Consider the following 21,861-nt stretch of genomic DNA (forward strand, 5'->3'; position numbering starts at 1 on the left):
AAAGATCATGGAAAAAGCATTATTAGATCTAACGCGATTAGGGATGCGATTCCCAACGCCAGATGGCGAGTTCATCGCGCTTAAGAACGTCGATTTACAAATAAATAAAGGCGAGTTTGTATCCCTAATTGGTCACTCTGGCTGTGGTAAATCAACGGTATTGAACTTAGTTGCAGGGCTGCACATGCCAACAGACGGCGGTGTGATCGTCGATGGACGAGAGGTGGCAGGACCGGGACCTGACCGCGCAGTCGTGTTCCAAAACCATTCATTGTTGCCTTGGCTCACCGTATATCAAAACGTTGAGCTCGCAGTAAAACAAATTGCCGGCAAAAAGGGCAAAGCGTGGATTCAGGAACAAGTGAATCACTACTTGGAGTTGATTCAAATGCAGCATGCCGCGCACAAAAAGCCGGATGAAATCTCGGGCGGTATGAAGCAGCGAGTCGGCATTGCGAGAGCACTGGCACTTCAACCGAAGGTTTTGCTGATGGATGAACCATTTGGCGCGTTGGATGCGTTAACCCGTGCGCATTTGCAGGATGCACTGATGAAGATTCAAGCCGAGCTAAACAACACCGTCATCATGATTACTCACGATGTGGATGAAGCAGTGCTGCTATCCGACAAAATCGTGATGATGACCAACGGACCGGCGGCAACTATTGGTGAAGTGTTGGAAGTGAATCTACCGCGTCCTCGCGAGCGTGTCGCACTGGCAGATGATGCGCAGTATCAGAAGTGTCGACAAGCCGTGTTGAAGTTCCTTTACGAGAAGCAATCCAAAGTCGAGATTCCTGCTTCGAAAGAAGACAAACCCAAAACCGCAGCGCAAACGGCATAAGGAGGCAGCAATGAACAGTCCTTTAACGATCCCAGTAAAGAACGCATTGAGCCACATCGTTGTGGTAGGTAATGGTATGGTCGGGCAACACCTTATCGAGCAATTGGTACAGAAAAACGCGCATTTGGAGCACCGAATTACCGTGATTGGTGCAGAGCGCTTTATCGCGTATGACCGTGTACAGTTGTCCTCTTTGTTTGCGGGTAAGTCTCATGATGATTTAATGCTGAGTAACCAAGAATGGTACGACATGCATGGCATCCAACTCGTACTTGGCAGCCAAGTAACAGGCATCGACAGAGAGCAAAAGCGCATTCTGCTTGATGGTGAAGATGTGCTGGGTTACGACCAACTTGTGCTCGCGACCGGTTCTTACCCGTTTGTGCCGCCAATTGAAGGTAAAGACCGAGACAACGTGTTTGTCTATCGCACGCTTGATGATCTTTCACAAATCAAAAAGGCATGTGAAGGCGCAAGAACAGGCGCAGTGATTGGCGGCGGCTTGTTGGGTTTAGAAGCGGCAAACGCACTCAAACTATTGGGGCTAGAAACTCACGTCATTGAGTTTGCACCTCGCCTCATGCCCGTGCAGTTAGATGATGGTGCTGGCTTAGTGCTAAAAGAGAAGATTGAAGCACTAGGGCTAACCGTTCACACCTCAACGGGTACGGAACGAATCTGCGATGGTGAAACGGCTAAGCATCGTATGGTGTTTAAAGACAAAGATCCTCTCGAAGTGGATGTGATTGTCTTTTCCGCAGGGATTCGCCCTCAAGATGAGCTGGCAAAAATGTCTGAGCTAGAAGTAGGCGAGCGAGGCGGCATTGTGATTAACAACCAATGCCAAACCAGCGATGAGAATATTTACGCGATTGGCGAATGTGCCCTTTGGGAGCAGAAGATATTTGGTTTAGTTGCACCCGGTTACACCATGGCGAGAACCACTGCCGATGTCCTGACGGGAATGCCAAGCGAAGGTTTTAAAGGCGCAGACATGAGCACCAAGCTCAAGCTACTTGGGGTGGATGTGGCGTCTATCGGCGATGCACAAATGCAAACCGAAGGCGCACAAGAAATGGTGTTGCAAGATGCGGTTGCAGGCATCTACAAAAAGTTGGTGGTTGATGCGAGTGGCACTCAATTGCTTGGTGCGATTCTCGTTGGTGACAACAGTGACTACGATGCGCTCTTACAGTGTTATTTGAACAAAACGGTCCTGCCAGACCACGCAGCGAACCTGCTGTTTGATACCGGAATGCTTGATGGAGAGATGCCAGACATCGCCATTATCTGTTCTTGTCACAACGTCACAAAAGGCGACTTAGTTGCCGAGATTCAAGCTGGCACTACCAACCTGACGGACCTTAAAGCGAACACCAAAGCCGGTACTGGCTGTGGTGGCTGTAACAATATGGTCAAGTCGGTATTGGATACTCAATTGGCAGCTATGGGGGTAGAGGTTAACAACCACCTTTGTGAGCACTTTGAGCTCAGTCGACAAGAGATGTTCCATATTTGCCAAGTGGAACAAATCAAAGACTTCGACACCTTAATCGCACTGCATGGCAAAGGGCATGGGTGTGATATTTGTAAGCCGACAGCGGCATCTGTGTTCGCTTCTTTGTGGAATGAACACATCATGGAGCCGCAGCATCAATCTCTGCAAGATTCTAATGATGCCTTTATGGCGAACCTGCAAAAAGATGGTTCTTACTCGATTGTACCTCGTGTTCCGGGCGGCGAAATCACACCAGACAAACTCATCGTGCTAGGCGAAGTTGCTCAGCAATACGATCTATACACCAAAATCACTGGCGGTCAGCGCGTGGATTTATTTGGCGCGCAGTTAGAGCAACTCCCAGAAATCTGGCAAACCTTAATTGATGCTGGTTTTGAAACAGGACACGCCTACGGCAAATCGGTGCGCACTGTGAAATCTTGCGTGGGTTCTACTTGGTGTCGTTATGGTGTTGATGATTCGGTTGGGTTAGCCATTGAGTTAGAGAACCGCTACAAAGGATTGCGAGCGCCCCATAAGCTTAAGTTTGCCGTATCGGGCTGTACTCGCGAGTGTGCAGAAGCGCAAAGTAAAGACATTGGGGTGATCGCCACCGAAAACGGCTGGAATCTATACGTTTGTGGTAATGGCGGTATGAGACCAAGACACGCTGATTTGTTTGCATCCGACCTATCCAAATCAGAGTTGATCACCATGATCGACCGGGTCTTGATGTTCTACGTCAGCACCGCAGATCGTTTGCAGCGTACGTCGGTGTGGATGGAGAATATGGAAGGGGGCTTAGATTACCTTAAACAAGTGATTTTGGATGACTCTCTGAATCTATGTGACTCTTTGGATGAACAAATGGCGCGCGTCGTAGATACCTATCAGTGTGAGTGGAAGAGTACGTTGGATAATCCTCAAAAATTGCAACGCTTCCGTCCTTTCTTGAACAGCACGTCGGGCAGCAAAGTCTTGCCGTACCAACGTGTGCGCGGTCAGCGTATTCCCGTGAAACAGGAGGTGTAAATGGCAGCTTTAACCAAAGTGAAATTGTGTCAGCTTGATGACTTAATGCCGTTTATCGGTGCCACTGTATTGATTGAAGGCGAGCATGTGGCGTTATTCTACATTCCTGATAACGGTGTTTACGCCGTTCAAGATTGGGACCCAATTGGTAAGGCTTATGTGATGAGTCGAGGGATTGTCGGTGATATTGATGGGGAGATGTGTGTTGCGTCACCACTGTACAAACAGCATTTCAGCTTAAAGAGCGGGCAGTGTTTAGAAGACGAAGCGCACTGTCTAAAAACGTGGCAAGTAATGGTCGACGATAATCAGGTTTGTTATTTAGTCGAAGAATGATCTCCGAAGTTAGCTTGCTCGATATGAGTGAATGCTTCGCGTGAGAGACATGCGAATAAAGCTCCAGAGACACCACAGTATGGTTCTGGAGCTTTTTACTATTTGGAAGGATTCACTTGTAGTTCGGTATAGCCAGTCGAGTCGTCCATCGCTCTAGTGAACTCAAGTTCTGAGTAAGAATGGATGATCAATTCTGCGGTAGTATCAATCACTGTGCCTTCCAGCAAATGCCCACCCCAAACTCGTCCTTCACGATCAGACACCGAGATATGAACGTGCTGATGCTCAGGCGTTAGGGTTCCCATCAACGAAACGATTTCAAATGGCTCTTGTTTGGTGAGCGTACTCTCTGCACCAGCCAAACGAAGGTTGAGGTCAGAGACACAGCCAACGCATGAGGCAATCGAGCCTGCTTTGATACCATGCTGCTCGACCAATTTCGCAAGGCTGAGTTTTAAGTCCATGCCTTTGGTAAGACGTACCGCTATCACTTCAATCGACATATTACTTCCTAATCAAAACCAGCAAGCAGGAAAGCGCCGTATCCAAATCGGCATAACGTTTGGCTTTGCCAAGTACGCGCATACCTTGCATGTTGTTGAGAACAAAACGAGCGAGTTCTTCTGGTTTCAACGTTTTCGGCACTAAGGTTTCTTTTTGCGCATTAGTCAGCGCATCTGCAATGATGTCGATAAGGTGGTCAAACAAAAAATGCCCTTTGCGCAGTACGTCGTCGTCTTCGCCAGCGTGCTCAATCAACGCATTTTGAATAAAGCACCCACAGTTGCGTTTACGTTGCAGCTCAGCAAAAGATTTAAGGAACGATTCCAACTCAGGTAAAGACGCGTCGTCTTTTTCCAAATCATTCAGTGACGGTAGCGAGACCTTTTTCAAGTAGGTATCGAGCGCTTCGTAGTAGAGCTGTTGCTTGTCACCATAGGTGTTGTAAAGACTGAAGCGGTTGATGTTCAACTCGTCGGTGAGATCCGAGATAGACGTGTTCGCAAAGCCCTTGCGCCAAAACACATCCATAGCCACGAGAAGCTTTTCATCTCGGTCGAAGTTGGCTTTTCTTGCCATAAATTACCTGCCTGGGTCTGCTTATTGGGTAATTGAATTGCTTTGGAGGGATGGTACAGAGAACCTCTAGCGTTCGAACTGAACCAATATGATGAATACCCATCTATTCTTGGGTATCAGCCCCCAAATTCATGTGAACTCACAAACGGCATCAAAAATCTCGCTCAGCAAACAGACCCACAACTGTTTGAAAATTTTTGATAGTGAAGTTCTTGACTGATCGTTTATAAACTGGCTACAGTATATCCTAACCAATCGGTTAGAAAAAGATAAAAGGATGTGAAATGAAGCTCTATGAAACCGCAATGACTCCAAGTTGTAAGCGAGTTAGCATTTTTCTAAAGGAAATCGGTGGCGAGGTTGAGCGAATTGCGCTGAACGTTCGTGAGGGCGATAACCTATCTGAACCGTTTAAATCGAAAAGCGTGAACGGCAAAGTGCCTTTACTGGAACTGGATGACGGCACGACGATCTGTGAAAGCGTGGCGATTTGTCGCTACCTAGATGAAGCGTTTGAAAATGATCTGGCGCTGTTTGGTGCAAACCAGCTCGAACGTGCTCAGGTGGAAATGTGGCATCGTGTGGTGGAGTTCCAAGGACTAAATGCGGCATTTCAGGCGTTTCGAAACATGACCGGAGTTTATGGAGACAGAGAACGTTGCGTTGAAGCATGGGGCGAAGAATCAAAACAACGCGTCTACGAATTTCTGCCTGTCTTAGACAAGCGCCTTGAACATAATGATTTTATCGCCGTAGACCATTTTACTATCGTCGATATAACAGGCTTTATTTTGATCAGTTTCGCAATTAAAGGCCTAGAAATTGATGTGCTATCGACGTCGCCAAACATTGCTCGATGGTATAACCAAATTTTAGCTAGACCTGCATTTCAGAGTTAATGTATTGCAGCGAGTGGATGATAGCTCGCTGCTACCACCTTACCGATTCTTAACTCAGCAGGATATTCAAATTTTTTCAGATTTTTCTTATTTTTTCTCCTATCGCCTATAATTGGAAAAACAACCTCAATTTGCTTCGTTGCGTTTTAGAGCCTTGGGCTCTTGGTCCGTAGACGCTCTCTTTCATCATGGAAAGTCTAATAATAGACAAGGAGAGGTCATGAGTATTCAAGTGAAAACTATCAATAATATTCTAATCGCCCTGTTAATGGTTTCGGTTTTTGGTCTATTCGCACTGTACCTCAATTACACACAGCAGAATGAACAGATTGAAAGGCTGCAAAGTCAGTTAATCGAAAAAGAGCATCAGATACTAATTTCTAATGAAGCGTTGTCTTACACTCGATATCAACACCAATTATTAGCCGAAGACTACAGCCGTTTTAGAAATGAGCAGTCAGTGACTAGTGTTTTGCGTTAGCCAGTAAAGCAACCGTATTAAGGAGGAAGATGAAACCCATTCTTTTGGTCGATGATAGTAAAACAGTACTGCTTTACATCAGCAGTGCATTGGAAAAGCAGGGCTATGAAGTGGTTGCAGTTGAAGACGGAAGAGCGGCGCTTGAGGTGCTAACCCACCGCCCTGATATTCAGTTTGTGCTGAGTGATTTAATGATGCCTGGAATTAATGGTATTGAATTGTGTCGCCAATTAAAATCTAAAGTTAGCGAACGTTACATTTTCTTTGTTCTACTGTCTTCTAGAAATGACCAAAGTTCGATCGTGAAAGGCATTGATGCTGGCGCAGATGATTTCGTAGATAAGAAGACGTCTGTAGAGGAACTTCAGGCCAGAATCCGTGCGGGGTTTCGTACTTTAGAACTGCACAACAAACTCGTTGAGAGAAATAAAGAGCTAGATGCGGCCTATCAAACAATTCACCAAGACCTACAGTCTGCTAGTCATCTGATGGAGCAACTACTCCCTGCTGAATCAACTATTCAGAATGTAAATTTTAGCTATGTCTACAAACCATGCTCCCAGATTGGTGGTGATATGTTGGGGTATTTGGAGCTCGATGAACGACATGTTGCGTTTTATGTATTTGATGTTTCTGGTCATGGTATTTCTTCAGCTTTGATGGCTTTTTCTATTCAACAGACGCTATCTCAAAGTCAGGGGCCTGATTCGATCACGATGGAGTTGAGAGATGACGGCTATTGCGTAAGTGAGCCTGCATCTGTGATTGAACGGCTAAATCGGCGTTATCAGCAAACTAGAAACAGTCAACTTTACTTTACTATGGCTTACGCCATTCTTAACACAAAATCAGGGCAACTTAGTTATTGCACGGCTGGCCACCCCAGGATCTTAGTTTGGCGAACGAGTACGAAAACGATGGAACAGATAGGTGACGATAACTTTATCGTTGGTGCAATGCAGCCGATGGAATATATCGGTAACCAAATTAGTCTGGATGAGGGCGATGCATTGTGGCTTTATTCGGATGGTTTGATTGAAGCGAGGCAGGGTGAGGAGATGTTTTCACTACAACGATTGGCATCGAGTATAAAAGTTGTTTGCACGCTGACAGTTGAAGACCAAGTGGGAGACGTCTTTAAAAAAGTACAATCTTGGCATAACGAAGATGAGTTTGATGATGATGCCAGCCTTTTACAGGTAAAATGGCATGGTGAGAGGCTCGATTTTAAGGAAAAGAATGTCAAAGAGCGAATTTAAACGAACTTACGGGAGCTCCCTTACTCACTCACGAAGTGCGAGCAAAGACGTTGTTCGGTTTTTGATGGGTCATCAAATCCCCTTAAATGCAATTCAATCATTGGAGCTTTGTGTCGTTGAACTCATGAATAACGCTTATATTCATTCTTACAGTGAAATAGAAGGCCTACCAATTGAAGTGGAGTGTAGGGTTGGGGATGACCAAGTGTCCGGTTTCGTGGAACTGAGAGTCTCTGATTGCGGAGCGCCGATCAATGAAAAGACGTTCATCCAACATAAAAATAAACAGATTGAGGCACCTAACTTAATGGATGACGATAGTTGGTCCTCCTCAGGTCGCGGACTGATGTTAGTCGCTCAATTATCTGACCTGTTTACATTGGAAAAAGGTTTCGAAAACAATACGTTTGTTGTAGTGAAAAGGAATAGGGAGAGAAACTAACAACCAAGCAAAGTCGATTTGCTTCACTTGGTCCCTAGCGTTAATCTGACGGTTGCGTTGTATATCATTGTTATTTTGTATTCGTTGTTGGTGCCGGTGATAGTAACGCCTCCAACTCTTCTGGTGTTAGAATATCACTGATGTTTAACATATTACTTTCATCATCTAGCGCCATCTTTGTACGGCTAAGTAAGTACCTTTTTTGAGTTGGTGTTAAGTCTTTGAGAGACTCAATCAACTCCCTGAAATTGCTATTATTCATTGCCATATTTCCCCCAGTTAAGCCTTGAATTTCTTTATTGCATATTCTTCAAGTAAGTGAAGATTTGTTGATTAATTGCAGCTAGCTCTTTAGTAACTATAGCTATATCTGAGCTATCTGGCGCTGTATCGTTTCTGGTTTTTTCTTCTATTCTTTGAAACGCAATGACCGCGGTGTCTTCTCCGAAACTCTCTAAAATGCCCTTTAAACTATGAGCTAATAGATAGAGTTCTGACCAACATTTGCTTGCATATAGCTCATCTATACGCTCTATATCATTCGTGTGATCTTCAAGGTATGTAGAAAAAACAGTGACGATCAGATCTACGTCGTTATCCATGTATGTATTGAGAACATCAAAATTAATCATGTATACCCCTATTAAACGTTGAGGTAGAGGAATGTTTCGGATAATGAAGGCTTAGCCGAAGGTATGAATGGCATAACCAGTATTTGAGCAGAAATAGTTTGCTTGTCGCTTGAGATAAACTTACAAAAAGAAAGTCATTGTTAAAGATATTTTGACTTATATCCAAACGGCAATGGTCGAAATGTAGGGATGAAAAAACTTCAACTCGCGTGTTTTTAACACAAGTAGCAAAGGGGATGTTTCCAAGTAAAACGCCGAGTCGGTAAGTGTCTTGCAGTCCTAGTTTAAGGCTATCGTTACATACGGACGCCAGACGTTCGCCAACTTTGACTATTCCTTCAGTCAAGGCTAACTCTCCTCATTAAGTACAAGTATAAATTAGCAATCTAGTTGCATATTGGCAAGTAATCTACGGCAAAAAAGGGACTCGCGTCCCTTTTGTATTACTAGCTTTGCTTAGAGTCCTGTTCTATTTGCTTCATAAGCTCGTTGGCTTTCTTCATAGCGCGTCTTGCGCTTGAAGTCCTTCGCTTATTAAGCAATATATCGGAGAAGCGTAAGTATTTATCAGCAGTTTTGAATCTTAAATCGTTAACATCCTGAAAACCAATAGGAAAGTTTTTCGAGAACAGATCCACATCCTTCACCAAGTTATCGAGATGAGTTGTCGTCCTTGCCTTTTCTAGGCGAGAATAAAAGTTTTCAAACTCTTCTTGGAACAGGATTCTAGCGGCATCTTCTGGAAACGGTAGAGGGCTGTTGGAATCTAGCGCTGTCTCATATAATTTCATTTCCAGCACTGCATCTTTCATCGCATTACTTATCTGTAAGTTCTCTTGATGCTCTTCTACGTTTGAAAAGAAGGTGTTCCCAACCTTAATAAGAGCAACAAGTGCAGCTGCGTCTTTCTTTTTGAGTGCTTCAGTGAGGTGCTGACCGAAAACATCGCTAGATAACGAACTTGGCGTGAAAGGATAACCTTGATGAATCTGATTTAACTCATCCTTGAGCTCATAGATGGATTTACTGCCGTCTTCTTTACTGTACCGAGACTTTTCAAGTTGACTGTTGATTTGCCTTGCTATCGAAAGTAACGTGGAGTGCTTGCTTGACTGAATATCTAAGGCAAGAACTTCTATTTTATGTGAGTCAGGGTAGTAGGTTTTTGCTTTATCAAGTATGGACTCAATTTCATCATAATTCGGGTAGTTGTTGGCATCAGAATTCAAAACCTGATCAATTTCAGATTCAAACTCGCTGAGAATATAGGTCTTGTGTAAGCGTAATAAGCCAGCCTTAACGACTGGATGTAAGCTTTTTTCACTATCAATCAGTGCCAAACTTTTTTCTGCTGGCGTATCAAGCTGCCACTCTTGTCCGGCAATTTGATCATTTTGCTTGCTAATAACGGTTTCCAAATTGGCGATGGTTTCTTGTTGCTGCTGATAACCAAATACAATGCCGCTAACTAATAATATACTCGCTGCCGCGCCGCTAGCGATAGGCCAATAGCGCATATTCAATTTGCGTTTCAACTGCTCAGGGGTCAGCTCGTTCGGAATGATGCCAGTTGAAAATACGCTTGAAAATATTGGCCACTTAGATGCAGGCATGTTAGTTGGTTTAGAGACCTTGATCTTCTTTTTGAGAGCTTCATTAACTGGAGTTCTTGCGTAAGGGTGTTTGCAACTCAATAGCTCGTAAGCAATACAAAATAGAGCAAACATATCGTCGCTTAAGTTCGGTTCCTTACCGGATAACAGGTTGAGTGATGCATAGTTGGGAGTATAACCAAGCGTTTCAACATTTTCGGATTTACGTTTAGCCGCATATTGATCCTGCTTTAATTGATGAGTTTTAGATACACCAAAATCAAGCAACTTAACGTTACCCTCAGACGTTAAAATCACATTAGCGGGCTTTAGGTCGGCGTGCACTACACCAAGAGAGTGAGCATATGAGAGTGCATCGAGTACCTGATTTAGGATTGATAAAGTTGCATTAAACTTCAGCCCATGGGGCCTAGAACGCTGTATTAAACTCTCTAATGTTTCTCCGTTAATATACTCCATAACTAAAAAGTATATTTCGCCATCAACACCAAAATCAAAAACCCTAATGATATTAGGGTGGCTTAACCTTTGAGTTTGTTGAGCTTCACGTATTAACATGCGTGCAGTCTCTGGTTGAGAAGCAAACTCTTTCTGTAATATTTTTAACGCAACGTAGGGTGTTTCTGAACCTGAAGATTCAAGAATCTTATCTTTAGCTAAGTAAACATCGCAAAGCCCACCATGCCCAATAACCGACTCAATTTCATACCGATTTTTAACGGTCGTTCCTATTAAGCTTTCGTTAATAACATCTTTGTTATTATTTAATGAGTCATCTTTATTGTTTTTTTTCTTATTAACTAACGGAGTGTTTTCTTTTTGAGACAGTTTTGTATTTGTTTCATTTTTATTTTTAACGGAGGTTTCATTATTAGTGAGTTTGGTTGATTTAATTGCATTGTCTCGTTTTTGAGTCTTTACAATTTTAGTTTTATCTCCGCTTTCTTCGTTATTTATAGAATTGTTTTTATTACTGTCTTCCATCACAAGAACTCCGTATAAATGATGGGGGAATATATACCTTTCTGCTCAATGAAAAGTCATTATGTTAGAATTTCTCGGCCAAACTAACATTCGTTTTTTTATTGATGAAAGTCTAAGTGTAAAAAATTTGAACTTGGTTGGATAATTAAAATTGTTGAACAATACGTGATTGCTTTGATAAAAAAATGATTCATTATTCCGTGCATGATTTTCAATGGCAGTATTAAGGTTTTTATTAATCTTACTGTTAATAAGAAAGCAGTTAATAATAAAATTAAAAATAATATCTAGCAGGTCTTTGGCGAGGTTTACATGAAGTTGGTTTTAACCATAACAAGTTTTCACAAATTTACTCCAGAGATTGAGAGTGAGTTCGTGTTTGAATCAAGTGATGAACATGCCAAGGTTACATTTGGTAGGTCTGAACAATGTGATTGGACACTACCAGATCCTGAAAGAGTGGTATCCGGAACCCACGGAGAACTGATTAAGTTTGGTGACAAATACTTGATAAAAGACCTCTCAACTAATGGTACTTTTGTAAATAATGCTGTAACTCCTGTGGGTCAAGGAAATGAAATAGCACTAAGCGATGACGATATGGTTAGCTTAGGGGATTATCAAATTTCAGTTTCTATTCAAACAGATACAGATGTATTCAGTCTTGAGACAAGTAAAAGTCTTTCTAGCGCACCCCCTGAAGTAGTCTCAAGTCCATCGGAAGCAGAATTTGTTGACCTAGGCCTTAGTGCTAGTGAACTCTTAAACGAAAGTGTTCCTTCTGACTTTCAGCTAGATATTGGTTTAGTCGATGATTTTATTGATATCCCAAAGCCCGAAAAACAGAGCACCGTATCTGAAACTTTACCGAAAGTTAACCGACAATCAGAACACCTATCGACTCCCAACTTTGATACCAATGGGGGTGAACTTGCGGCTTTTGTTAGAGGGGTGGGTATAGATCCAATGATGATTCCCAGCGATAACCGAGAGGAATGGTTCGAACAACTGGGGGAGTCATTTTCTTTGATGCTAGTTGGTTTAATGGAAACACTGCATAACAGAGCAGTGTTTAAACAAACAAATCGACTTAGTCATACCGCATTTCGTAAGTCAGAAAATAACCCTTTAAAGTTTTCTGCAAACTTAGAAGATGCGATTCATAACTTATATAACCGTCAAACCGCTAGCTTCTTAAAGCCAAATGCAGCCATTAAAGAAGCATTTAATGACATCGAAAGTCATGAGCAAGCCTTAATGAAAGGTGTTGAAGGTACGGTTTCGAGTGTTATGTCACTTGTTGAACCTACTTCTATATACTCAGATGCTTTAGCGAAAGACACGGTTATTAATAAGGTTATTCCAGCTAGAAAATATGCTCAAAGTTGGAAGAGGTTTGAGGATATTCATGAAAAGTTATCCGATGATATTATCAATAAAGAGTCTCCGTTCTATTTAGAAGACTTCGCTAAGCACTATGAATTAGCATTAAAAAACAAAGGCTAGGAATTAGGGTGATGAAAAAGTTTTACCAATATATTTTGTTATTAATTTCAATGGCTTTATTTGGGTGCTCAGCAGCGAACCTAGTTGTTGATCCATACTCAGATTTAGAAATAGCAGCAAGTCATAACATTAATCCTGATTCAAACGGCAGGCCTTCTCCTGTAGTGGTGTATGTATTTGAATTAACGTCAAATACCATTTTCGAAAGCCAGGACTTTTTTTCTATTTATGAAGAAAGTGAAAAAGTCTTAGGACCTGATTTAGTGAATAAATATGAAATTTCATTAACTCCAGGTCAGAAAGAAACATATCAAGCAAGTATGTCTCCAAAGACAGAATATTTAGGCATTGTCGTAGCGTTTCGAGATATTGAAAACTCAAATTGGCGACAAGTCATTAAAGTGGATAAGACCGGTTACAACACATATCAAGTATTGTTAGAAGATCTGTCTTTGGTCGTTAAATAACGTTTAGTTGGCTAATTATAAATGACGCAATACTCCAAGACGGCTTGGTGCGAAGGAATGTTTTTACGTCCCCAGCACTTCCAACAACAAGAACGCGCAACCTCTCAAGAATTCAAGGGCTTACATCAGTTAGGTGGGGCTTACAATTGGGGAGTTTGGAAATGTCGAGTAAAAAAACACGCGCTAAAAGATGGTCTTATTGAACTTGAGCATCTTGAAGCTGTTTTGCCAGATATGACGTTGGTTAATACGTTAATATCCAACGATTCAGTTTCGCCTCTACTTATTGATAAAAACACTGAAAATACGTTAGTAAAAATAACTCTCCCTCTTTCAAGTGTTACAGGTAAAAACGTTTCGGATGTAAGCGAATCGATCGTCTCTCGTTATGTACTTCAAGATATCGCCGTGATAGATAACCTTACAGGACAAGATGAGGAAACCATCCAAGTTGCAGCCCTTAATCTAGAGTTGAAAGCGAGTAATGACAAATTAGCGGGTTATGTGGAGTTACCTATCTTAAGGATCAAAGAGGTAACTCCTGAAGGGGAAGTTATACTAGACGATGAGTACGTTCCTCCGCTTATCAATCTCCTTAGCGACAAAGTTATGTCAGCTTATCTACGTAACGTTATCGCGATGACAAAGATGCGTGCTGACGTTATTGCACAGCGCTTGATTAAGGGTAAATCTGCATCGGCTTCTGCTGTTGATTTCATCATGCTCCAAATGCTGAACCGATATGAGGCGAAGTTAAAGCATTTCAGTGAGTTAGATAGGTTACATCCACTGGAATTAGCGACGACACTTAAAGGTTACATTGGTGAGTTAGCCACTTTTTCTAATAAAACTAAAAGAGTCCCAAGTTTGCTTGCGTATGATCACTTAGATGTATCAAGTGTCTATAGCGAGTTGAATCAGATACTCAGTCAGTACCTCAGTGTTGTTCTTGACCAAACTGCGACCAAACTTCCGTTGGAGCCTCGCCAGTACGGTATTCAAGTGACGCCACTTCCAGATAAACGCTTGCTTGAGTCATGCCAATTTGTGCTAGCAATTAAAGCAGATACCACAACAGATGAAATAAGACGCCTGGTCCCAGCGCAACTCAAGTTTGGCCCCGCAGAACAGATTCGCGATCTAATTAATAATCAGATCAACGGTATAAACGTAGTGCCGCTGAGTGTCGTCCCGAGACAGATTCCTTACCAAACGGGTTATGTCTATTTCGAAGTTGTCAAGAAAGGGCCATTTTGGATGAGGCTAAAAGATAGTGGCGGTATTGCGCTTCACCTATCAGGGCATTTTCCGAATGCTGAACTTGAGCTTTGGAGTATTAATAAATAGGCGCGCTCTGTATGGAACAAACGATAGTAAAACCAACACCGGGTGGAAGAGCTCCCGCATCGAAACCACAATCAGAAAAGTCTGTGGATAATACCGTAGTTATCTCAAAAAGCCCTGAATTGGTGAACAATGATTCAGTGGTCGCTTATGGGAATAACTCTCTACTAGCAGAGGCGAATGGCCTGTTATCTATTATCGGTCAAATTCGGTCGACAGCGACTCATTCCGATCCGTTGTTTCTAAAAGAGACATTGGCACAAAAGCTTAGAGATTATGAGAACCGATTACGTCAGCATGACGTTGATTTGGATACCATTGATACAGCTCGTTATTGTTTATGCTGTTCACTAGATGAAGTTGTCCTTAACACCAATTGGGGTGGGCATTCATTCTGGAGTCACGATTCATTACTTAGCTCCTTCTATGCCAGCAGTCAAGGTGGGGAAGCGTTTTTTAAGCATCTTGATAAGTGCATGGCGAAACCAGATGCGAACTTAGATTTGCTTGAACTAATGTATGTGTGCTTATCTCTCGGGTTTCTGGGTCAATACCGTTTAGAAAAAAATGGACTGGAATCGCACCGGAAATTGAGAAGACAGGTTATTGCTACTCTTAAGTCTTATGGGAGAGGAGTCCCTCAGGAGCTAAGTAATAGTATCGACCAACACATTTTGAATGGCTCAAAGGCTTCTGATAGAGCCCCTCTTTGGGTTGTATGTTCTGTAACGGCGGCATTATTGGTCTGCATATATATGTATTTTAGCTATGAGCTAAATAAGGCATCCAATCGCACCTTTTCTCAATTAGTCAATTTGATTCAACCGCAACAACTTAACCAAGATGCAACGTCAGAATCAAAATCAGCGCCAATTGCAGAAAAGATTTCAATGTATCTAGCAACTGAGATCGGTAAGGGGCTAATCAATGTTGAGCCGCTGCAAGACAGGGTAAGAATTTCGTTAAAGTCTCAAGATCTATTTGAATCAGGTAGTGCTGATGTTGTCGCTTACATCCAACCCGTTATTTCTAAGCTTGCGAGAACATTGGAGTCGACCCAAGGCAAGATCATTGTTACTGGTCACACCGACGATAGGCCTATTTTCACGAGTAAATATCCCTCGAACTGGCACCTATCATTAGCTCGAGCCACTGCTATGTCTGAACAACTGATCTCGAATAGTGCATTAGAAGGGCGAGTGATACCCGAGGGATTGGGGGATGCAAGACCATTAGTTGAAAACAGTAGTGATGAAAACCGAGCTATTAACCGCCGGATTGAAATCGACCTTCTTGTCGCGAATTAATAATAGGTAGATAGAGATGCGTATTAAAGAAATTGGCAGAATATTTACTCAAAGATGGTTTCTCGGTCTTATCGGTGTCGCTGCTTGTTCTATTTTCATTTGGGTTGTTGGTCCACTTATTGCGATAGCGGGATATGAGCCCCTAAAGAGTGACTTTCAACGGCTAGTCACTATTCTAGTGTTGGTGTTGCTTTGGGCGATATTTAACGTTACCAAGCAGCATAAGCAAAAGGTGAAAGAAGACGAAAGTATTCAAACGTTGCTTGAGGTTGATAGCCAATCAGATAAAGAAGCAGCAAGTGAAATTGACTTAATGCGCGAGCGTATTGAGCAAGCTGTCAAAGTAGTGACGAAAACACACAAAGGCAAGAGAAGCTTGTATGACTTACCGTGGTATGTGTTGATTGGCCCTCCTGGAACGGGGAAAACAACCGTATTAAAGCAGTCGGGGTTAGAGTTTCCATTAGGAGACAGCCTTGGCTCTGACTCTATTGCCGGTGTAGGTGGCACTCGCCACTGTGATTGGTGGTTTGCAAATAAAGCAGTTCTTATAGATACGGCTGGCCGGTATACGACACAAGACAGTCAAGAAAAGGTCGACTCTAAAGCGTGGCATGGTTTCTTAGGATTGTTGAAAAAGTATAGAACGCAAAGACCAATTAATGGTGCGATTGTTACGATAAGTTTAGCCAGCGTGATGTCTCAGACTCGAACCGAGCGAAGTCTTCATGCTCGAGCAATTAAGTCGAGACTTCAAGAACTGAAAAACCAGTTAGGCATGCAGTTTCCGATTTACGTATTGCTCACCAAAATGGATTTAGTTGCCGGTTTCAATGAATTCTTTGCCGATTTAAGTAAGGAAGAACGAGATGATTTATTTGGTTTCATGTTCCCTCGTGAAGTGGATGATGAAAGAGGCGTTATTTCTCTATTCAACAAAGAATTTCATGGCATGTTGGAGCGCCTTGATGCCCGTATGCTTAGAATACTTGAAACTGAGGACGATTTAGATAAACGCGCGCTTATCTTTGAATTTCCAAAGCAATTAAGAGTGCTACAAGCTAATCTTGACGAGTTTTTAGCTGAAATTTTTGCACAAAACAGTTTTGAAGAGCCTGCCTTGATTCGTGGTGTGTTTATGTTGAGTTCGGTTCAAGAAGGCTTACCAGTCGATAAGCTGATGAATGAATCAACCAATGGACTTGGGTTAAATCGTTTAGCTCTAGCAAAGAGTCAGACTGGTTCTCATAGTTATTTCGTAAAGAATCTTTTTGACAAGGTTATTTTCAAAGAGCAACTGTTAGGAACAGTTAATCGTCACTATCAAAAGCAGTCAGGTTGGATGCGTCGAGGTGTTTACATTGGATGTACAACGCTACTGCTAGGAGCTTCTGCGCTTTGGTTTATGAGTTATAAGTGGAACTCACAGTTAATTGTCGATACCAATGAACAAGCGAGCCATATTGATGCACTGATTGGCGCTCAAAGTTTAGATTTTGAAGCGGATATTGTTTCAGCTGTAGAAACATTAGATAGGTTGATGACGCTTCCTCTCGGAAAGCAAAGCAACTACGGTGATGCCGACTCTGTAAAGAGGTTTGGTCTCTATCAAGGAGACAAAGTATCTCAGGCGGCAAACAATGCATATTCTGATGCTTTGACCCAATATTTCGCCCCTTTGCTTCTTGATAGCCTGGTGTCAGAAATGGAGAGCAATCAACAGCATCGTGAGTATTTGTACGAAACGTTAAAAACGTATTTGATGTTATTCAATCCAGACAAATATCAACAAGATGAAGTGTTGGCTTGGTTTAACTTTTATTTCGAACGTCAATATCCGGGTGAGCTAAACGCAGACTTAAGAAGACGCTTGCTACAGCACACTCAATATTTATTAGGCAACGATGGACAAGGCTTTACTTACAACACTGCTGCCGTGACGAGTGCTCGAGAAGTGTTGACTCAAATGTCTCTACCTGAACGTGCTTATCAGCGAATGAAAATACAATTTTCTAAGAGTCATGTACCTTCATTTCGCTTGACTGATGTATTGGGACCTAAAGGGCTTGAGCAGTTCGAGCGAGCTAGTGGAAAACCGCTATCACAAGGCATTTCGGGTTTCTACACGTACAATGGTTTTCATAGCATTTTTCAGATTCAGATCAACCGTACAGTAAAAAGCCTAATGGAAGAGAACTGGGTTTATGGTGACGATCTTAAGGCTCATGAAATTGATCAAGATAGTGCCATCCAAGGCGTTCAGTCTCGATACTATCAAGATTATGTTAATGAATGGAAAACGTTGATCGAAGATATTCAATTGAAGCAGGCTCCGAGCCTAGAACTTGCGACAGAGCAAGCGAGGGTTTTATCTGGAGTTGAAAGACCAATCGAATCTTTGTTGAGAGCAATCCAAAAAGAGGTTGCTCTATCAAAAGTATCATTGTCAGAAAATCAAAAAGCCGCTTCTGAAGTTGCTGGTAAAGTTGCCAAAGTTAAGTTTTCAAATACGGCAGATAGACTAGACATGTATTTACCTGAAGAAAACGGTTTCAATGTTGCTCTGCCAGGTAAAGAAGTCGAATCACATTTCTCAGAGATTTTACGCCTTGGTGAGCAAGACTTTGATGATATTCAACAAGCAATGATTAACTTGCGTTCGTATTTAAGTGACTTATCAAGCTCTGGTAACAATCAGAAAATTGCCTACAAAAGTATTTTAGATGGAACCGTTACACAAGATGTCGCAGCTTCCTTTGCTCGTGCTAAAGAACTTTTGCCGAGACCATTTAATCAATGGCTAGGTGAGCTTTCTCAAGAGTCGGTCAAGTTTGCGGAGAGCGGTTCGAAGGATCATCTAAATCAACTTTGGGTAACACAAGTGGTGCGCCCTTATCAGCGGACTATTGCTGGCAGATATCCATTCGAGCCCAATGCGAGCAGAGAAGTCAGATTGAAAGACTTTAAGCGATTCTTTGGTTATGGGGGCACGCTTGACGCATTCTTCCAAGAATACCTCGAACCGTTTGTGGATACTTCGAAAAGTCGTTGGCGATTAGAAAAGGAAATTGGAGTTCGTCCAGAAACACTAATGGTCTTTCAAAGAGCGCAACGTATCAGGCAGTCTTTCTTTGAATCTGATAATTCATTACGCGTAGAGTTTGGTATGAAGCCTGTTTATCTAGACCAGCACATTACTCGATTTGTCTTAGAGTTGGGTGGACAAGATTTGGTTTATAAGCATGGACCAGCAAGAGCTAAATCGTTGAGTTGGCCTGCCGGTCAAGATCAGACTCGAATTGTGTTCACACCACCTGAATCTAAACGCGAAATTGCGCATACCTATGAAGGTGAGTGGGGCATATTCAAGCTTTTGGATCAATCACTTAAAGCAAGGCCAGAATCGCGTAAAGACAATATAGTTATGATTGATTTAAAGGGAAACAAGGTGCAACTAGAGCTTATTCCTTCTAGTGCCATTAATCCGTTTTGGTCAAATGAAATGGAGAGGTTCAGATGTCCACGAACCTTATAACATCAGGCTGGGGCTATATCGGTAAAATGCCTGCAAAAGGGGACTTTGTGAAAGATGGTTTATCACAAGATTTCTCGGAGCGTTGGCATGATTGGCAACAGGCGGTTATTGCAGTCAGCAGGGAACAACTGGGCGAAAGCTGGAATGAGCACTTTTTAACGGCTCCTGTGTGGCACTTTGCTTTGGATATTAGCTATTTAGAAGACTCAACCTACATTGGTAGCATGATTCCTAGTGTTGATGCATGCGGTAGATACTTTTTCTTTACTATAGCTCGTGCCGTAAAAGGTGAAGCTGCGCAATATTGGGGTGACAGAGCTTGGACCGAGGACAGTGCCGCTCTTGCTCTTTCAGTACTTGAGGACGACTTTGTCTTTGATGTTTGGCATAAGAGTACTCAAGAAAAAAATGACCTCGTTGCGAATGTGACAAGTGAAGTGAGGCCTCTGGAGTTTCTTTATCAAAGCCAAATATCTACAGTTTTTCATGATCACGGCAATACTGATCAAAACACTCTTTTGAATTTCCTCATTAAAGAGAAATTGAGTAAACCATGTTTTTGGTGGACTGAAGGTTCAACGAAGGTTGAACCATGCATGTTCATTACGAGTGGATTTCCTTCAATTGGTCAGTTTTCAGCCATGCTTGATGGCGGCTGGAAAAAGTGGAATTGGTAGGATAGAAGAATGAATTGGAACTATTTTACCTTTGCTAAATCGCACGCAGGAAAAGTACGCCCTTATAACGAGGATGCTCTGTTGGATATGACAGAGCAGCATATTTGGGTGGTTGCTGATGGAATGGGTGGACACAGTGCTGGCGATATAGCAAGCCAGATGCTAGTGGATAGAGTCGCGCGCCACATGCAGGATGTCTCCAATACTAATATCGATGATATCCGAAGAGTGGTTCAAGAAGCGAACTTAGAAATTTACCAATACGCACAAAATCACTTAGACGGTAAAACGATGGGAACAACACTTGTTTTGTTGTTTATTCAGGATGGGTATTACCACTGTCTTTGGGTGGGTGATAGCCGAATTTACCAGCTTAGAAGTGGTAATTTTGTCCAAAAAACACGTGATCATAGTCAAGTCATGGACTTAGTGGATCAGGGCTTATTGGCATTTGAAGATGCCGAATCTCACCCTCTTGCAAATGTTATTACCAGAGCTGTTGGGGTCGACGAAAGTGTCACTATTGATCAAGTTTCAGGGCAGTTGGCTGACGGCGATCAGTTTCTACTCTGTAGCGATGGACTCTCTAAGGAACTTACGAGTGAGGAAATTCATCGGACATTGTATGCAGACTCAGTCAACCAAGCTGGATTAGCGCTCATGCATTCGGCTTTGGTTCGGGGCGCAAGTGATAACGTAACTTGTGCTTTGATCAAAGTTCGCCAAGCGCAAACGGAGTGCGAAACAGTAACTAGAGAAGACGCGACAATACCTGTCTTTCTAAGAGGGAGAGCTTATGAGTAATGAAATGTTTGATTGGTATGAACAAGCGTTGGCCCCTATATCTCAAGAAAATCCTACAGGTGTTGATCCTAGAGAGGATGTATCACCACAGTCTGCTTACTATCGGTTGAAAGATCAGCGTATGGCCGCCCGCAACGCTGAACGTAATGCTCTTATAGAAGAAGAAAGTATCTATACCCACAGTAATTTATGGCGAGTATTTATTGAAGATGTCCCAGAAATACTCACGAATCAGTCTAAAGATTTGGAATTTGTTGCCTGGCTTATAGAAGCCCTAACTCGATTGTATGGTTTTCGTGGTATGGGCGTTGGCTACAAACTCGCAACCAGTTTAATTGAGAACTTTTGGGATGATCTGTACCCAATGCCTGATGAAGATGGTATTGAGACAAGAATATCGGCGATTATTGGCCTCAATGGTATCGATAGTGAAGGAACACTTATTTTTCCAATTGCTTGTATACCATTGACTGACTTAGGCGTGGAGCAAGCTTATGCCTATTGGGAATATCAGCAAGCTATAGAGCTTGAGCGCTTAGACGAAGATAAGCGCCGAAATCGAGTCGAGCTTGGGGCTGTTGAGCTATCTGAAATTACAACTACGGTTAAGTCGACTTCTGATACGTTTTATCGAGAATTAATCACGGATTTGGAGTTCGCTAAGGAATCATTTAATGAATTCAGTCAGCGATTAGATGAAGCGGTCGGTGATGTGACTCCTAGTTCTTATATATCAAAAAGACTTGAATCAATACACTCGGCATTAAAGCGCCTTCTTGGAGATCGTTTTAATCAACCACAAGCGGTGTTTGAAGAGCTAGAGGATCTTGATGAATCTTCTTCTGAACAACCGTTAAGTTCACAAAGTTGTGATGCATTATTAGCGACAAACATGAAATCACGAGAGCAGGCAATTAGACAATTGCAGCAAGTAGCTGATTTCTTCCGAGAGAGTGAACCTCACTCACCAGTTTCTTACTCCATCGAACAGATCATTCGTTGGTGTGGGATGCCTCTGCCGGAGTTACTGGCGGAACTTATCTCCGACGGGGATGCAAAGAAAAGCTACTTCCGTTTGGTTGGCATAGCAGAACAAAATGAAAATTAATAAAGGGAGAATG

At 42.4% G+C, this 21,861-nt stretch carries 20 protein-coding genes; 15 read left to right on the forward strand and 5 right to left on the reverse strand.

Annotated elements, in window-relative coordinates; all coding sequences use genetic code 11:
• Positions 1–7: 7 nt before the first annotated feature.
• From H9L11_RS20445 to nirD, 3 genes are read left to right on the forward strand one after another with little or no spacing between them, the layout of a single operon-like run.
• Positions 8–844 (forward strand): ABC transporter ATP-binding protein, encoded by an 837-nt coding sequence (locus tag H9L11_RS20445; protein ID WP_005450080.1) that lies wholly within the window; start codon positions 8–10, stop codon positions 842–844.
• Positions 845–854: 10 nt separating this feature from the next.
• A complete protein-coding gene (gene nirB / locus H9L11_RS20450) occupies positions 855–3,374 on the forward strand; it encodes a nitrite reductase large subunit NirB (protein ID WP_205391149.1) in 2,520 nt (839 codons plus the stop codon).
• On the forward strand, positions 3,375–3,710 hold the full coding sequence (gene nirD, locus H9L11_RS20455; RefSeq protein WP_050937941.1) for a nitrite reductase small subunit NirD: 336 nt from the start codon (positions 3,375–3,377) through the stop codon (positions 3,708–3,710).
• Positions 3,711–3,808: 98 nt separating this feature from the next.
• Here the strand turns inward: nirD and H9L11_RS20460 are convergent, their stop codons facing one another.
• Together H9L11_RS20460 and H9L11_RS20465 are read right to left on the reverse strand one after the other, a co-directional pair.
• On the reverse strand, positions 3,809–4,213 hold the full coding sequence (locus H9L11_RS20460) for a PPC domain-containing DNA-binding protein (protein ID WP_205391150.1): 405 nt from the start codon (positions 4,211–4,213) through the stop codon (positions 3,809–3,811).
• 1 nt (position 4,214) lies between these two features.
• A complete protein-coding gene (locus tag H9L11_RS20465) occupies positions 4,215–4,790 on the reverse strand; it encodes a TetR/AcrR family transcriptional regulator (protein ID WP_005375904.1) in 576 nt (191 codons plus the stop codon).
• 284 nt (positions 4,791–5,074) lie between these two features.
• Between H9L11_RS20465 and H9L11_RS20470 the strand changes: the two genes are divergently transcribed.
• The 4 genes from H9L11_RS20470 (at position 5,075) to H9L11_RS20485 (ending at position 7,871) form a co-directional block, all read left to right on the forward strand.
• Positions 5,075–5,689, forward strand: coding sequence for a glutathione S-transferase (locus H9L11_RS20470; protein WP_005375905.1), 615 nt, complete (start codon positions 5,075–5,077; stop codon positions 5,687–5,689).
• A gap of 220 nt (positions 5,690–5,909) precedes the next feature.
• Positions 5,910–6,170, forward strand: coding sequence for a hypothetical protein (locus tag H9L11_RS20475; RefSeq protein ID WP_017820228.1), 261 nt, complete (start codon positions 5,910–5,912; stop codon positions 6,168–6,170).
• A 29-nt stretch (positions 6,171–6,199) separates the two neighbouring features.
• Positions 6,200–7,429 (forward strand): SpoIIE family protein phosphatase, encoded by a 1,230-nt coding sequence (locus H9L11_RS20480; protein WP_064376518.1) that lies wholly within the window; start codon positions 6,200–6,202, stop codon positions 7,427–7,429.
• A 64-nt stretch (positions 7,430–7,493) separates the two neighbouring features.
• The gene (locus H9L11_RS20485; RefSeq protein WP_230856642.1) at positions 7,494–7,871 is read left to right on the forward strand and encodes an ATP-binding protein; all 378 of its coding nucleotides are present in this window, start codon (positions 7,494–7,496) and stop codon (positions 7,869–7,871) included.
• A gap of 70 nt (positions 7,872–7,941) precedes the next feature.
• Here H9L11_RS20485 and H9L11_RS20490 read toward each other — a convergent pair whose 3' ends face one another.
• The 3 genes from H9L11_RS20490 to H9L11_RS20500 all read right to left on the reverse strand — a co-directional run bounded on the left by H9L11_RS20490 (position 7,942) and on the right by H9L11_RS20500 (position 11,100).
• Positions 7,942–8,133: a hypothetical protein gene (locus H9L11_RS20490; protein WP_025767706.1), complete on the reverse strand. Its 192-nt coding sequence runs from the start codon at positions 8,131–8,133 to the stop codon at positions 7,942–7,944.
• Between the two features lie 34 nt (positions 8,134–8,167).
• Positions 8,168–8,503, reverse strand: a complete 336-nt coding sequence (locus tag H9L11_RS20495) for an Hpt domain-containing protein (protein ID WP_031781126.1) — start codon at positions 8,501–8,503, stop codon at positions 8,168–8,170.
• Between the two features lie 446 nt (positions 8,504–8,949).
• Entirely contained in the window at positions 8,950–11,100 is a 2,151-nt protein-coding gene (locus tag H9L11_RS20500; RefSeq protein ID WP_033907005.1) for a serine/threonine-protein kinase, read from the reverse strand.
• 312 nt (positions 11,101–11,412) lie between these two features.
• Here H9L11_RS20500 and tagH point away from each other — a divergent pair, with 312 nt between their 5' ends.
• The 8 genes from tagH to tssA are packed head-to-tail and all read left to right on the forward strand — an operon-like array spanning position 11,413 to position 21,848.
• Positions 11,413–12,606: a type VI secretion system-associated FHA domain protein TagH gene (gene tagH / locus H9L11_RS20505; RefSeq protein ID WP_005375931.1), complete on the forward strand. Its 1,194-nt coding sequence runs from the start codon at positions 11,413–11,415 to the stop codon at positions 12,604–12,606.
• An 11-nt stretch (positions 12,607–12,617) separates the two neighbouring features.
• Positions 12,618–13,073 (forward strand): type VI secretion system lipoprotein TssJ, encoded by a 456-nt coding sequence (gene tssJ / locus H9L11_RS20510; RefSeq protein WP_033907006.1) that lies wholly within the window; start codon positions 12,618–12,620, stop codon positions 13,071–13,073.
• Positions 13,074–13,130: 57 nt separating this feature from the next.
• Positions 13,131–14,420, forward strand: coding sequence for a type VI secretion system baseplate subunit TssK (gene tssK / locus H9L11_RS20515; protein ID WP_033907007.1), 1,290 nt, complete (start codon positions 13,131–13,133; stop codon positions 14,418–14,420).
• A gap of 11 nt (positions 14,421–14,431) precedes the next feature.
• Complete coding sequence (tssL, locus tag H9L11_RS20520) at positions 14,432–15,724, forward strand: type VI secretion system protein TssL, long form (RefSeq protein ID WP_033907010.1); 1,293 nt, start codon at positions 14,432–14,434, stop codon at positions 15,722–15,724.
• 16 nt (positions 15,725–15,740) lie between these two features.
• Positions 15,741–19,259: a type VI secretion system membrane subunit TssM gene (tssM, locus tag H9L11_RS20525; protein WP_033907012.1), complete on the forward strand. Its 3,519-nt coding sequence runs from the start codon at positions 15,741–15,743 to the stop codon at positions 19,257–19,259.
• Positions 19,241–19,936 (forward strand): type VI secretion system-associated protein TagF, encoded by a 696-nt coding sequence (gene tagF / locus H9L11_RS20530; RefSeq protein WP_033907013.1) that lies wholly within the window; start codon positions 19,241–19,243, stop codon positions 19,934–19,936. The genes tssM and tagF overlap by 19 nt, the downstream gene beginning before the upstream one ends.
• A 9-nt stretch (positions 19,937–19,945) precedes the next feature.
• The gene (locus H9L11_RS20535; protein WP_033907014.1) at positions 19,946–20,740 is read left to right on the forward strand and encodes a protein phosphatase 2C domain-containing protein; all 795 of its coding nucleotides are present in this window, start codon (positions 19,946–19,948) and stop codon (positions 20,738–20,740) included.
• The gene (gene tssA, locus H9L11_RS20540) at positions 20,733–21,848 is read left to right on the forward strand and encodes a type VI secretion system protein TssA (protein WP_205391151.1); all 1,116 of its coding nucleotides are present in this window, start codon (positions 20,733–20,735) and stop codon (positions 21,846–21,848) included. The genes H9L11_RS20535 and tssA overlap by 8 nt, the downstream gene beginning before the upstream one ends.
• The last annotated feature ends 13 nt before the right edge of the window (positions 21,849–21,861 follow it).

This window comes from Vibrio sp. sp1 (assembly GCF_016920955.1).
Classification (GTDB): Bacteria; Pseudomonadota; Gammaproteobacteria; order Enterobacterales; family Vibrionaceae; genus Vibrio; species Vibrio alginolyticus.